Origin of the sequence: Dactylosporangium sp. CA-092794 (assembly GCF_050948465.1) — a bacterium.
GTDB lineage: Bacteria > Actinomycetota > Actinomycetes > Mycobacteriales > Micromonosporaceae > Dactylosporangium.
On sequence record NZ_CP192044.1, the window covers coordinates 5,993,066 to 6,006,530 of the forward strand.

Here is a 13,465-nt window from a genome sequence, read left to right on the forward strand (position 1 = left end):
GGTCGGGGACGATGGTGCTCTACCGCTCACCCGCCGGGAGGTCCGATGGAGCGCACGTTCGACCGGGCGGCGCTCGGCGCGTTCCTGCGCAGCCGCCGGGCGGCGCTGCAGCCGGAGGACGTCGGGCTGCGCCGCGGCGCGCGCCGGCGGGCACCGGGGCTGCGCCGGGAGGAGGTCGCCGAGCTGTGCGGCATGTCGGCGGACTACTTCGCCCGGCTGGAGCGCGGCGACGGTCCGCAGCCGTCGGAGCAGATGGCCGCGGCGGTAGCCCGGGGCCTGCGGCTGACCCCGGACGAGCGCGACCACCTGTTCCTGCTGTGCGGCTACCGCGCCGCGCGCCGGGAGCTGCGCGACCGGCACGTCAGCCCCGGCCTGATGCGGATCATGGACGAGCTGTCCGGCGCCGCGGCGCAGGTCATGGGCCCGGTCGGGGAGACGCTGGTGCAGACGCCGGCCGCGGTCGCGCTGCTGGGCGAGCAGACCCACTACACCGGCCACGCGCGCAGCGCGCCGTACCGCTGGTTCGCCGACCCGGCCGAGCGCGCCCGCTACCTGGCCGACGACCACGACCGGCACGCCCGGACCAACGTGGCGCTGCTGCGCGCCGCGGTGGCCCGGGACGGCGCCGGGTCGGCGGCGGCCGAGCTGGCGAGCGTGCTGCAGCGGCGCAGCGCGGAGTTCGCCCGGCTGTGGCCGCGCCACGAGGTCGGCCTGCGGTGGAGCGAGACCAAGCGGTTCGTGCACCCGCAGGTGGGCCGGCTCGACCTGTACTGCCAGCTGCTGCTGGAGCCGGACCAGGGCCAGTCGCTGCTGGTGTTCACCGCGACCCCGGGCTCCGCGAGCCGGGAGAAGCTCGCCCTGCTCACGGTCATGGGCACGGACACGTTCCCGGTCGGGGCGCCGTGACGCCTACCCGGCGGGGCGGATCGCGACGATGAGCTCGATCTCCACGGGCTGGTTCAGCGGCAGGTTCGAGGTGCCGATGGCCGAGCGGGCGTGGATGCCGCGCTCGCCGAACACCTCGGTCATCAGGTCGGAGAAGCCGTGCATGACCGCGGGCTGGTCGTGGAAGTCCGGGGCGCTGTTGACGAAGCCGAGGGCCTTCACGATCGCGTCCACGCGGTCGAGGCTGCCCAGCGCGTCGCGGACCGTCCGCAGCAGCTGGACGCCGGTGGCGCGGGCGGCCTGGTAGCCGTCCTCGATGCTGACCTCCGCGCCGAGCCGGCCGCGGAAGAGCAGGTTGCCGTCGTTGTCCTCCGGGCCGTGGCCGGAGACGAACAGCAGGTCGCCGTGGCGGCGGCTGGGCGCCAGCCCGCCGCCGCGGCGGACCTTGGTCGGCAGCTCGATGCCGAGGGCGGCGACGCGGGCTTCGGCGCTGGTCATGACGGTGTCTCCAGTTCTGTTCGCTCATCGGAGTTCTCGAAGCGGTGCAGCCAGCTCGACGGGCGGCCCTCGTCGGGTGCGCCGGCGGCGGGGCGCAGGACCCGGCCGCCGGCCACGGTGAGCACGTGCCGCAGCCGGGTGCGGCCGGTGAGCGCGGCGCCGGTCATGTCGCGCAGCGCGACCGGCTCGTCGGCGGGGCGCAGCACGGCGATGTCGGCCGGCCCGCCGACGGCCAGCCGGCCGAGGCCGGGCTCGCCGAGCACGTCGGCCGGGGCGCGGGTGGCGCGGGCGACGACCTCGGGCAGGGACATGCCCAGCGCCAGGAACGTCTCCAGGACCCGCAGCAGGTCGGGCACGGGGCCGCCGATGCTGTGCGCGTGGATGTCGGAGCTGATCGTGTCCGGCAGCAGGCCGGCGTCGAGGGCGGCCCGGGCCACGCCGTAGGAGAGGCTCGCGCCGCCGTGGCCGACGTCGAACCTGACGCCCCGCTCGGCCGCCTCGCGCACCTGCGGCCGCAGCGTCCCGGCGGCGGTGAGCACGCCGCCGCCCGGGTGCGGATGGAAGCAGTGGGTGAGGATGTCGCCGGTGCGCAGGTACGGCAGGACCTCGGTCAGGGTCGGCGGCGCCAGGCCGACGTGGACCATGAGCGGCACGCCGAGCCCGTCGGCCGCCTCCCGGGCCAGGGGCAGCACGACCGGCGCGCTGTCGCCGCAGGCGTTGGCGCTCGCCCGCAGCTTGATCCCGCGGATGGTCCCGGGCAGCTCCCGGCCGGCGCGCAGCACGGCGGCGAGGTCGGCCAGGCGTGGATCCCACAGCTCGCCGATCTCGCGGGTGGGCATGTCGGCCGGGGCCAGCCCGATGTAGGAGAGGTTGAGGAACGCGAGGATCCGCACCGCCGAGCGCTCGACGACGTCGCGGACCAGGCCCTCGACGGTGCCGGCCCCGGCCGTGCCGGCGTCGACCCAGGTGGTCACGCCGCTGCGGGCGGCGACCCGGTCGGCGGTGATGCCCAGGCGGCTGCCCGCCCGGTAGACGTGCGTGTGCAGGTCGACGAGGCCGGGCAGGACGAGCGCGCCGTCGAGCGCGATCTCCTCCCGGGCCGGCCGGCCGGGGGAGTCCGGGCCGAGGTGGGCGATGCGGCCGCCCTCGACGCCGACCGTCACCGGCGAGCGCGCGCCGGTGTCCGGGTCGAGCGCGAGACCGCCGGTGAGCAACAGGTCGAGGTCGCTCATGTGCGCCGCTCCAGGGCGGGGACGAGCCGGTCGAGCAGCAGGTCGAGCTCCGCCGGGTCGTCCAGGACGAACGGGTTGACGTAGGCGGTGCGCGGCCCGTCCTCGCCGTGTCCGATGTGGACGGCCGGGTTGCCGGCGGCCAGCCGGGTGGCCAGCGCCGCGGCGGTGACGCCCGGCTCGTCCCAGGCGAAGAAGGCGCGGGGGTACTGCTGGCCGAGCCGCCCGGAAGGCACCCGCCACGCCCGCACGCCCGGCACGGTGGCCAGCGCGTCGATGGTGCGCCCCACCATCGCCTCCCAGCGGCCGCGCTCGGCGGCCCAGTCCAGGCCCAGCGCCCGCTCGACGGCGGCGACCAGGCCCAGGACGTTCTCCTTGCTGGTCTTCATCGCCCGGCCGAGGGCGTGGTTGGGGTAGGCGTGGGCGCGGCAGGCGGCGACCAGCTCGGCCCGGCCGAGCACGAGGCCGCTGGACTGCGGCCCGCGCAGCCCCTTGCCGCCGCTGAACAGCACGAGGTCGGCGCCGCGGCCGGTGTAGTGCCACAGGTTCTCCACCGGCGGCAGCTGCGCGGCCGCGTCGATGATGACCGGCACCTGCTGGTCGTGGGCCAGCCGGACCACCTCCTCCAGCGCCAGCCCGTACCGCTCGAACTGGGTGCCGGCGAACAGCACGACCGCCGCCGTCCGCGGGCCGAGCTCGGCGGCGAGCTGCCACGGGTGGGTGGCGTCGGCGTAGCCGATCTCCACGATCTCCGCGCCGGCCTGCGCCACCGCGCGGTCGTAGGGGTTGCGCTGGCAGCGCAGCAGCACGACCCGGCGCCGGTCGGTGCGGTGCGCTGGGGCGTGGTCGACGGCGGCGGGGGAGGGGCCGGCGATGCATGCCGCGACGGCCAGCGCGAGGCCGGCCGCGGCGCCGTTGACCACGAGCGCGGCCTCGTTGCGGGTCAGCCGGGCCAGGTGTGCGCCGGTGGCGGCGAGCAGCTCGGCGACGTCGACGTGGTGGGCCGCGGCGCCGGCCATGGCGGCGCGCACCTCGCCCGGCAGCGCCCCGCCGCCGAGCGCGGTGTAGGTGTCGGCGGCGTTCACCACGCGGCGCACGCCGAACCGGGCGTACACCTCGGCCGCGGGCCACGGCTCAGAAGCGCTCATAGCGCTCGTACACCTCCTTGAAACTGGCCCCGGCCCGCAGCTCCGCGCGGACCTTGTCCTCCGTGGTCTTGATCTTCTCCGCCTCGGCGACCACGTCCTCGACGTGCCCGGCGGGGATGACGAGCACCCCGTCCTCGTCGCCGAAGATCCAGTCGCCGGGGTCGACCCGGACCCGCGCGCTCAGCGTGCCGCTCATCGAGATCGGGATGCCGAAGTCGTAGACCCGCCAGGTGCCGTCGGACTCGACGGGGGAGGTGTACCGGCAGAAGACCGGCCAGTCGGTCATGGCCCGCAGCAGCGGCGCGTCGCGGGTGCCGCCGTCGATCACCACGCCGAGCGCGCCCTTGCTCTGCGCGGCGGTGCTGAGCAGCTCCCCCCAGTGCCCGGTGCGGGACTCGCCGTTGGTCTGCAGCACCACGACGTGCCCGCCCGGGATGGCCTCCAGCATGGCGAAGTCGCGGACGTTGGGCCGCTCGTACTCCCGCTTGGTGCTGCGCGGCTCGACCCCGCCGATGATGGTGTAGGCCGGGCCGGCGACCACCATGTCCCGCGCGAGCGGCTTGATCCCCACGTCGAGGCACTGCCCGGCAATCCCCATGTCCCACATCACGTCGTAGACGGAGGCGGTGTAGAGCGCGCGCAGCCGGCGGGACAGTGCCTGCCGCGGCCCGGAGTCGTCGGTCGTCATGTGCGGTGTCTCCTTGCGTTGTGGGGTGGATCCGCGCCGGCTAGCCGACGCGCAGCCGGTCGACCCGGTCCTCGTCGACCTCGACGCCGAGGCCCGGCCCGTCCGGCACGAGCAGTGCGCCGTCCACGGTGGACAGTCGTTGGGTGAGCACGTCGTCGGCGTGCGCGGTGTAGGTCGAGTCGGCGGCCAGGCTGAACGCCGGCAGGGTGCTGGTCACCTGGAGCATCGCGGCCGCCTTGATGCCGAGGTCCCAGCCGCAGTGGTGGGCCAGCGGCGCGCGCAGCTCCTCGGCCAGGCCGGCGGCGCGGACCAGGCCGAGCAGCCCGCCGGCCGGCTCCAGGTCCACGACCGCGGCGTCGACGGCGCCGGTGGTGAGGCAGCGGGCCAGCCCGCCGGCCGGGTAGGCGTCCTCGTTGGCGGCGATCGGCACGGTGCCGCGGTGGCGCAGCGCGCGCATGCCGTCCAGGTCGCCGACGGGCAGGGGCTGCTCGACGTACTCCACCGGCAGCCCGGCCAGCCCGTCCACGAGCCGCGCGGCGGCGGTGCGGTCGAAGCCCTGGTTGGCGTCCAGCCGCAGCAGCAGCCGGCCGCCGGTCGCCTCGGCGACGGCGTGCACCCGGGCCAGGTCGGCGGCGAGGTCCCGGCCGATCTTGAGCTTCAGCACGCCGAAGCCCTCGGCCCGCACCCGCAGGGCGACCTCGACCGCCCGGCCGGTGTCGGTGATGCCCAGGCAGTAGGCGACCGGGACGCGGTCGCGGATCCGCCCGCCGAGCAGCGTGGCCACCGGCCGGCCGAGGCGGCGGCCGAGCAGGTCCCACAGCGCCATCTCCAGCGCGGAGGCGAGCGCCGGGCGGCCCAGGTGCGGCCAGTAGGGCGAGTCGGCCGCGGCCACCAGCGCCCGCACCGGCGCCGGGTCCTTGCCGACGACCAGCGGGGCGAGCAGCTCGCGGACCAGCGCGGTGTCGAGCCGGGCCGGGAAGCCGGTGTTCATCTCGCCCCAACCGGTGACGCCCTCGTCGGTGCGCACGGCGACGAGCAGGCTCTCCGCCGTGCTCACGCCGACCGGGTCCTGGCTGCCGCGGTAGGGCGCCACGCCCCCGTCGGTGAGCCGGCGCACCGGGACCCGGACCCGGTACGCGTCGACCGCCACCACCCTCATGCGTCCGCGCTCCCCTCGGTGTCTTCCGCGCCGATCGGCCGGAACGCCTGTGCGGCGAGGCCGCCGTCGACCGGCACCACGGCGCCGGTGACGTAGCCGGAGGCGGGGCCGGCCAGCCACAGCACGACGTCGGCGACGTCGTCGGGGGTGGCCGGGCGGCCCAGCGGTACCGTCGCGGCGACCTCGGCGGCCAGGCGACGCCCGCGCTCGGCGTCCGGCGGGCCCAGCCACCGCTGCCACGCCGGGGTCAGCACGAAGCCGGGCGCCACCGCGTTGACCCGCACCCCGTGCGGCGCGGCGTCCAGCGCCAGGGCGCGGGTGAGGTTCTCCAGGCCGCCCTTGACCGCCGCGTAGGCCGCCTGGCCGGGCAGCGGGCGGGCGCCGTGCACCGAGGAGACGTTGACCACGGCCGCGCCCGGGCGGGCCAGCAGCGGCCAGCAGGCGCGGGTGACCAGGAACGCGCCGGTGAGGCCGGTGCCGAGCACGCGCTGCCACTGCGCGTCGGTCAGCTCGAAGAACGGCCGCTCGACCGCGACGGCGGCGTTGTTGACCACCGCGCGCAGCCGCCCGCCGGCCAGCGGCGCGATCCGCTCGGCCAGCGCCGCCACCGACGCGGGGTCGCTCACGTCGACCGGCACGGCGACCGCGGTGGCGCCGGCGGCCCGCAGCTCGGCCACCGCGGACTCCAGGGCGGCGGCGTCGACGTCGGCGGCGGCGACCGCGTGGCCGGACCGGGCGAACCGGTCCGCGATCGCCCGGCCGATGCCCCGGGCGGCGCCGGTGACCAGCGCCCAGCCGGGCGCGGCGGCGCTCATCCCTTCACCGCCCCGCTGGCCAGGCCGCTGACGAACTGCCGCTGCACGAGCAGGAACAGCAGCGCGATCGGTACCGTCAGGACCGTGGCCGCCGCCGTGGTGGCGCCCCAGTCGGTGGTGACGTTGTTGGCGAAGTCGGTCAGGCCGATCGGGGCGGTCTTCGACCGGTTGGTCAGCGTGATGACGGAGGCGAAGACGAACTCGTTCCACGACTCGAGGAACGCGAAGATCGCCACCGCGGTCAGCGCCGGTGCGGCCACCGGCAGCACCGTCGCCGCCACCGCCTCCAGCCGGGTGCAGCCGTCGACCCGCGCGGCCTCCTCCAGCTCGACGGGCACGGCGGCGAACGCGTTGCGGGTCATCCACACGACCAGCGGCATGACCGTGGTCAGGTGGACCAGGGCGAGCCCGGCGACGCTGTCGAGCAACCCCAGCGCGGAGACCGCCTTGTAGAGCGGCAGCAGCAGGACGGTGACCGGCAGCAGCTGCCCGGCGAGGATCAGCACGGCGACGCCACGCGAGCCCCGGTAGGGCAGCCGGGCCAGCGCGTAGCCGGCCGCGCCGCCGACGATCAGCGTGACGGCGGTGACCAGCAGCGCGACCACGACGCTGTTGGCCATCGTGCGGGGCAGGTCCGAGGCGGTGAGCACGGCGGTGTAGTGCGCGAGCGTCGGGTGGCTCGGCAGCAGCCGGGGCGGGATCCGGAAGATCTCCCCGGACGGCTTGACCGACGTGGCCAGCATGACGACCAGCGGGGCCAGCGCCCAGCCGACGAGCGCGAGCAGGCCGAGGTGGACGGCGACGGCGGCGACGCCGCGGCGGGTGTTACGGCGGGGGGTCATGCTTCCTCCGGCCGGGAGCGGCGGGCGTAGAGGCCGACCAGGGCCATGCTGACGACGAGCTGGATGACGGCGACCGCGTAGACCATCGCGTAGTTGCCGCTCTTGAACGCCTGGTAGATCTTCACTGGCAGGATGGTGGTCGCGCCGGCCGGGCCGCCGCGGGTGATCACCCAGATGATGACGAACGAGTTCAGCGCCCAGACCGTGATGATGAGCACGACCAGGAACGTCACGCCGCGCAGCGCGGGCAGCACCACGTAGCGCAGCAGGGCGAGCGGTCCGGCGCCGAAGATCCGGGCCGCCTCGTAGCGCTCGGCCGGGATCGCCTGCAGGCCGGCGGAGACGAACAGCATCACGAACGGGAACGTGGCCCAGACCTGGATCGCGGCCAGCGCGGGCAGCACGACCCGGGTGTCGGAGAGCCAGTCGATCGGCGAGCCGATCGCGCCGGTGCGCCGCAGGGCCTCGTTGAGCAGGCCGAAGTCGCGGCTGAGGTACCACTTCCAGATGGTGGCCGACACGACGGCCGGCGTGATGTAGGGGATGAGCAGCAGCGACCGCCACAGCCCGGTGAGCCGCACCGACCGGTGCGCGAGCAGCAGCGCCGCGGCGTAGCCGACGACCAGGGCGCCGGCCACGGACAGCACGACCCACACCACGGTGTTGCGCAGCATCTGCCCGAAGTCCGGGGCGGCGGCCAGGTCGCGCAGCGCGTCCCAGCCGGAGGACGACAGCCCGCCGGCCAGGACCGCCAGCATCGGCAGCCCGGCCAGCGCCACCATGACCAGCACCGCGGGCGCGGTCAGCGCCGGCCCGGTCCAGGTCCCGCGGCGCGCGCGTCGCGCCCGCCGCGGGTCCGGGCCACCACCCCCCGGGTGGCCCGGACGCTTCTGTGCTTCGCTGTGCGTGCTCACGGTTACGGCTTCAGGACCTTCGCCGCCTGGTCGGCGATCTGCTGCCCGGCCGCCGCGGCGCCGATGCGGCCGAGCGCGACCTGCTGCTGCGCGCTGTAGACGGTCGCGGTGAGGTCCGTCATGCCGGTGTAGCCGGGGTTGGGCCGGGCGTGGGCGAGCTGGTCGAAGAAGGGCTTGATCAGCTCGGTGCTGAACTTGGTGTCCGTGCCGGCGCTGGTGCGGGCCGGGAAGGTCTGGGTGAGCGCCGCCATGTTCTGCGGCCGGGCCAGGAACTGCACGAACTTGCGGGTGTCGTCGGCCTTCTTGGTCTTGGCCGGCACGAGGAACGAGAAGCCGTCGGCGCTGACCGTGCCGGGGCCGTCGGTACCCGGGTAGAGGGCGGTGCCGAGGTTGATGCCGGCCTGCTGGATCGGGGTCACGTCGAAGGCGCCCCCGACGTACATCGCGATCTTCTTGTTGATGAACAGGTCACGCAGGCCGGTGTTGTCCACCTCCAGCGACGACTTGCTGGCCCAGCCCTCGGTGACGGACGAGCCGATGAGGTTCAGCGCGTCGGCCGCCTTGCCGGGGTCGACCTTCACCGTCGAGCCGTCGACGGTGAACGCGCCGCCATCGGTGAAGTACTGGTCGATCCAGCGGGTGACGGTGTTGGCGTCGTTGCCCAGCGGCCACGCCGTGCCGCTGACGCCGTTCTTCGTGGTCGCCTTCGCGATCGTGGTGAACTGCGCCCAGGTGGTCGGCGGCGCCGTGAAGCCGGCCGCGGCCAGCATGTCCTTGTTGTAGATGAGCGCCGAGCCGTCCCAGCGGAACGGTACGCCGTAGGTCTTGCCGCCCAGCGACACCGCGTCCAGCGCCGACGGGAGGAAGTCGTCGCGCGCCATGTCGCCGGTGAACCAGGACGAGACGTCCAGCAGCTGCCCCTTGCCCGCGTAGAGCCCGGTGCGGGAGGTGAGCTCGGTGATGACGTCGGGCCCGGTGCCCGACTCCAGCGCCACCCGGATCTTGTCGGCCATCGTGTCCCAGGTGGTCTCCACGACGGTGACGGTGATCCCCGGATTCTCCTGCTCGAAGGCCGCCACGAGCTTGGCCGCCTCGTCCTTGTCCCAGTTCGGCGACCACCAGGTCAGCGTCCGGGCCCCGCCCTGGTCGCCGTCGGACCCGCCGGAGGTCACCGCGAACGTGACCACGGCGGCGATGACGACCACGATCGCGGCGACGCCGGTGATGAGTTTGGCCCTCAGCGACACGGTGCGCCCCCTGACCGCGGCGGGTCCCCGGTCCCGCCCCGACTCCAGCGAATAATCATGATTACACCCAATTTCGTCGCTTATTCTACATATGCCGGATAGTGTTGCCGCGAACGCCGGACGGCGGTGACCTGCCGGTATCCGATGACAGCGCTGTCTTCCTGTCGTGCCGACGAGCGTGCCGCCTGCATGTCAGCGCTGTCAAGCCCCCGGCGATGTTTGACAAACACCGACGCGGAACCGAGACTCAGCAACGATGTCAGCGCTGTCGAAGTCACCGGCCGGCAACTCCCGGCCGCGCACCGGCCGGCCCACGATGGCCGAGGTCGCGGTGGCCGCCGGCGTGAGCCCGAAGACGGTCTCCCGGGTGATCAACGGCGAGCCCGGCGTCGTCGGCGCCACCGCCGAGCGGGTCGAGCGCGCCATCGCCCAGCTCGGCTACCGCCACAACCACGCCGCCGCGAGCCTCGCCCGCGGCCGGGCGCAGGACAGCATCGGCCTGGTCATCGAGGGCATCGCCGGCCGGTTCTACGCGCAGCTGGCCTCCGGCGTGGAGCAGGTCGCCCGCGCGCACGGCCAGCAGCTGCTCATCGCCTCCTCGGAGGAGGACCCGGCGCGCGAGCGGGACACCATCCTGGCGCTGGCCGGCCGGCAGGTGGGCGGCATCATCGTCGTGCCCCGCTCCGACGACCACCGCTACCTGCGCACGGAGCTGCGCTCCGGCCTGGCCGTCGTGTTCGTCGACCGCCCGCCCCGGCGCATCGCCGCCGACCACGTCATCGTCGACAACGTCGCCGGCGCCCACGACGGGGTGGCCCACCTGCTGCGCCAGGGCCACCGCCGGATCGCGTTCGTCGGCAACGACCTGGCCGTGTCGACCAGCGCCGACCGGCTGGAGGGCTACCGCCGCGCCCACCGTGACGCCGGCCTCGAGCCGGACCCGGCGCTGGTCGTGGTCGGCCCGGCCGACGTCGCCGCCACCGAGGAGGCGGTCGCCCGCCTGGCCACGCTGCCCGACCCGGCCACCGCGGTGTTCACGCAGAACAGCCGGCTGACGATGGGTGCGTGGCGGGCGATCAAGCGGATCGACCGCCCGGTGGCCCTGGTCGGCTTCGACGACTTCGACCTCGCCGACGTCATCGACCCGCCGGTGACGGTGGTCGCCCAGGACCCGGTGGAGCTGGGCCGCCGCGCGATGCACCTGCTGCTGCGCCGGATGCAGCACCCCACCGCCCGCAACCAGCACGAGGTCCTGCCGACCCGGCTGATCGTCCGCGGCAGCGGCGAGATCTCCCCGCCCCGGCCCTGACCCCCCGGGCGCTACGCCGCCGGCCGCCGGCCGTTCGCGGCCCGGGCCAGCGCCGTCGCCGCCGCCATGAGGCCACCGCACAGCAGCGCCACCTCGCGGACCGAGGTCGCGGGCGAGCCCCCGCGGATCAGCATGCCGGCGCCGGTGACGGCGAGCGTGACCGCGGACTGCTGGGCCGTGGCGAGCACCCCGGCGGCCCGCGCGACGGCGCCGGGCAGCGCTCCGCCCAGCGCGACGGCCGTCAGCGGCGGCAGGAGCAGGCCCACGCCGGCCCCGCAGAGCGCGAGCGGCACCGCGTAGCCGCCGCCGGCCGTGAGCAGGGCGATGCCGGCCAGCGCCAGCACCGGCCCGGCCCACCAGACAGCCCGGGGCAGCGCCCGGCCGGCCAGCGACGTGAGCGCGAAGCCGGCGCCGTAGGCCGCGAGGGTCAGGCCGGCCGCCGCCGCCGAGGCGTGCCGGTCGTCCTGCAGCCGGACCGAGAGCGCGAGCAGCAGGGCGGCCTGGACGGCGTAGACCGCGCCGGTCGCCGCCACCGCTAGCACCGCCCGCCGATCGGCGAAGGTCGGCGCCGGGCGGTGCTCGCGGTGGCGGCGCACGGCAAGGGCGACGACCAGCACCGGGGCGGCCAGCAGACTCAGCAGGACGGGCGGGCTCCAGCCGGCCGCGCGTTCGATCGTGACCGGCCCCAGCACCGCCGCCAGCGCCCCGACGGTGAGCAGCAGCCCGGCGCCGTCGACGCGGGGCCGCCCCGCCGAGCGGTCCGGCGGCCACCGGCGGATGAGCGCGAGCACCGCCGAGCCGAGCAGCAGCTCCACCCCGAACGGCGCCCGCCAGCCCAGGCCGGCCGGCAGCGCGGCGACGAGCAGGCCGCCGAGCAGCTGACCGCCGACGCTCCCGGCGCCCAGCGTCGCGCCGAGCATCGCGAACGCGCGGTGCCGCTCCCGCCCGGGAAATGCGGCCACCATCGTGAACGCCTGCGGCACCATGACCGCGGCCGCCAGGCCCTGCGCGAACCGGGCGGCCAGCAGCGCGGGCAGGACCGGCGCCGCCGCGCACGCGAGGCACGCGGCGACGTATCCGCAGACCCCGGCGGCCAGCATCCGGCGCGGGCCGTACCGGTCGCCGATGACCCCGCCGGCGAGCAGCCCGGCCGCGTAGGGGACGGAGAACGCGGCCAGGATCAGCTCGGCACCGCTGCCGCCGCCGGTCAGGTCGCGCTGCGCGACCGGCGCGGCGATGCCCATGGCGAAGAAGTCGAACAGCGCCAGGAACAGCACCGCCAAGGGCAGCGGCAGCGGCCCCGGCGGCCGCCCGCCGGGCGTGGTCATCGCGTCCAGCCGCCGAGCTCCATCCGGGTCGCGGCGAGGGTTTCGAGGTCGCCGCCGATCGTGACGGTCGTGGTCTTGCTGTCGGTCATGCGATCGATCGTGGGGCGGACCGTCCTGAGCAGCCAGACCGGCTCATGGCTACCCCTGGCGGGTGCAGGCTTTCAGTCCGTCGAGCGCCAGGGTCACGAAGCGGCGGCGATGGTCACGTCCGCGGCGCGGCAGGGCGGACGCGATGTCTCCGTGATCATGGTGCTCGCGGTGACCGCACACCGGGTTTGCCATGATCCCGGAGACTTGTGGTACACGGGGGTACATCAGCGCTCCGTGATCATGAAAAACCGCTGGTGCCGGTGCCGGGTTTTGCATGATCGCGGAGACTTCCGGTCGCTGCGCCGTGCTGCGCGGCGGGGTCGCTCGTCGGCGGAAGGCGTCGGTGTGGCCTCGCACCGCTCGCGGACGGATCGGGGGAGCGGCGCCGGTGAGGTTGGCCGGTGATGCGCGGCGCGGTCATGGAATGCGCTAGCGGCGGTACTCCCCGCCGGGGCGGGCCGTTTCTAGGTTCGAGGCGTGTTCACGATCGCCCAGCTCGGCGCCTGGAGCAAGACCGTCGAGTTCCCCGTCACCCGGGACCGTATCGCGGCCTACGCGGCGGCCACGAACGATCCAATGCCGCGGCACGCCGACGGTACCGTCGCGCCGCCGGTCTTCGCCGTCGTGCCCGGCTTCGGGGCGATGGCCGAGGCCACGCTCGGCGTCGCCCCGCCGGACGCGGCCTCGCGGATCCTGCACGGCCAGCACGACATCCACGTCACCCGGCCGATCGTGCCCGGCGACCTGCTGCGCTGCCGGGCGCAGGTCATCGGCGTGCACCGGCGCAGCTCCGGGGTCGTCGTCACGACCCTGCTGGAGACCACCGGGGACGGCGGCGAGCCGGTCAACGAGCAGTATTTCACCGGCTTCTTCCGCGGCGCGGAGCACACCGGCGACGCGGGCCGCACCGCCCCGGACCACCGCGCCGGCCGGGCGGAAGGCGCGCCGGACCTGGCCGTCACCCAGCACATCGACGCCGACCAGCCGCGGCGGTACGCGGAGGCGTCCGGCGACTTCATGCCGGTCCACCTCGACGACGCCTTCGCCCGCAAGGCCGGCCTGCCCGGCGTCATCGTCCACGGGCTGTGCACGATGGCATTCGCCTCGCACGCGCTGGCCGGCGCGATCGCCCCCGGCGACCCCACCCGGCTGCGGCGCCTGGCGGTGCGGTTCAGCGCGCCCGCCTTCCCCGGCCACGCGATCACCACGAACGCCTGGCGCACCGCGGAGCATCGCTACCGCTTCGAGACCCTCGGCGACGACGGCAAGCCGGTCATCACGGACGGCCTGGCCGAGTTCACCGGCTGAAGGAG

The 13,465-nt window shown here is 75.3% G+C and carries 13 protein-coding genes; 3 read left to right on the top strand and 10 right to left on the bottom strand.

What is annotated here, in order from left to right; all coding sequences use genetic code 11:
* Positions 1-45: 45 nt before the first annotated feature.
* Entirely contained in the window at positions 46-906 is an 861-nt protein-coding gene (locus ACQPXD_RS25360; RefSeq protein WP_432842682.1) for a helix-turn-helix transcriptional regulator, read from the top strand.
* 3 nt (positions 907-909) lie between these two features.
* On the opposite strand, the gene ACQPXD_RS25365 is transcribed toward ACQPXD_RS25360, so the two are convergent.
* From ACQPXD_RS25365 to ACQPXD_RS25405, 9 genes are read right to left on the bottom strand one after another with little or no spacing between them, the layout of a single operon-like run.
* Positions 910-1,383 (bottom strand): RidA family protein, encoded by a 474-nt coding sequence (locus ACQPXD_RS25365; protein ID WP_432842684.1) that lies wholly within the window; start codon positions 1,381-1,383, stop codon positions 910-912.
* Entirely contained in the window at positions 1,380-2,615 is a 1,236-nt protein-coding gene (locus tag ACQPXD_RS25370; RefSeq protein WP_432842686.1) for an amidohydrolase/deacetylase family metallohydrolase, read from the bottom strand. Before ACQPXD_RS25370 ends, ACQPXD_RS25365 begins: the two co-directional genes overlap by 4 nt.
* Positions 2,612-3,760, bottom strand: coding sequence for a hypothetical protein (locus ACQPXD_RS25375; RefSeq protein WP_432842688.1), 1,149 nt, complete (start codon positions 3,758-3,760; stop codon positions 2,612-2,614). The genes ACQPXD_RS25370 and ACQPXD_RS25375 overlap by 4 nt, the downstream gene beginning before the upstream one ends.
* Positions 3,747-4,448, bottom strand: a complete 702-nt coding sequence (locus ACQPXD_RS25380) for an RraA family protein (protein ID WP_432842690.1) — start codon at positions 4,446-4,448, stop codon at positions 3,747-3,749. The genes ACQPXD_RS25375 and ACQPXD_RS25380 overlap by 14 nt, the downstream gene beginning before the upstream one ends.
* A gap of 40 nt (positions 4,449-4,488) precedes the next feature.
* On the bottom strand, positions 4,489-5,607 hold the full coding sequence (locus ACQPXD_RS25385; protein ID WP_432842692.1) for a mandelate racemase/muconate lactonizing enzyme family protein: 1,119 nt from the start codon (positions 5,605-5,607) through the stop codon (positions 4,489-4,491).
* Positions 5,604-6,422 (bottom strand): SDR family NAD(P)-dependent oxidoreductase, encoded by an 819-nt coding sequence (locus tag ACQPXD_RS25390; protein ID WP_432842694.1) that lies wholly within the window; start codon positions 6,420-6,422, stop codon positions 5,604-5,606. Before ACQPXD_RS25390 ends, ACQPXD_RS25385 begins: the two co-directional genes overlap by 4 nt.
* On the bottom strand, positions 6,419-7,264 hold the full coding sequence (locus ACQPXD_RS25395) for a carbohydrate ABC transporter permease (RefSeq protein WP_432842696.1): 846 nt from the start codon (positions 7,262-7,264) through the stop codon (positions 6,419-6,421). Before ACQPXD_RS25395 ends, ACQPXD_RS25390 begins: the two co-directional genes overlap by 4 nt.
* Positions 7,261-8,178, bottom strand: coding sequence for a carbohydrate ABC transporter permease (locus ACQPXD_RS25400; protein WP_432842698.1), 918 nt, complete (start codon positions 8,176-8,178; stop codon positions 7,261-7,263). The genes ACQPXD_RS25395 and ACQPXD_RS25400 overlap by 4 nt, the downstream gene beginning before the upstream one ends.
* A 2-nt stretch (positions 8,179-8,180) precedes the next feature.
* Positions 8,181-9,425, bottom strand: a complete 1,245-nt coding sequence (locus tag ACQPXD_RS25405; protein WP_432842700.1) for an ABC transporter substrate-binding protein — start codon at positions 9,423-9,425, stop codon at positions 8,181-8,183.
* Between the two features lie 256 nt (positions 9,426-9,681).
* On the opposite strand from ACQPXD_RS25405, the gene ACQPXD_RS25410 reads away from it, so the two are divergent.
* The gene (locus ACQPXD_RS25410) at positions 9,682-10,734 is read left to right on the top strand and encodes a LacI family DNA-binding transcriptional regulator (RefSeq protein ID WP_432842702.1); all 1,053 of its coding nucleotides are present in this window, start codon (positions 9,682-9,684) and stop codon (positions 10,732-10,734) included.
* Between the two features lie 11 nt (positions 10,735-10,745).
* On the opposite strand, the gene ACQPXD_RS25415 is transcribed toward ACQPXD_RS25410, so the two are convergent.
* Positions 10,746-12,062: an MFS transporter gene (locus tag ACQPXD_RS25415; RefSeq protein ID WP_432842704.1), complete on the bottom strand. Its 1,317-nt coding sequence runs from the start codon at positions 12,060-12,062 to the stop codon at positions 10,746-10,748.
* Positions 12,063-12,629: 567 nt separating this feature from the next.
* Between ACQPXD_RS25415 and ACQPXD_RS25420 the strand changes: the two genes are divergently transcribed.
* Positions 12,630-13,460 carry a MaoC/PaaZ C-terminal domain-containing protein gene (locus tag ACQPXD_RS25420; RefSeq protein ID WP_432842706.1) on the top strand — a complete coding sequence of 277 codons (831 nt, stop codon included), beginning with the start codon at positions 12,630-12,632 and terminating at the stop codon, positions 13,458-13,460.
* Positions 13,461-13,465: the final 5 nt, after the last annotated feature.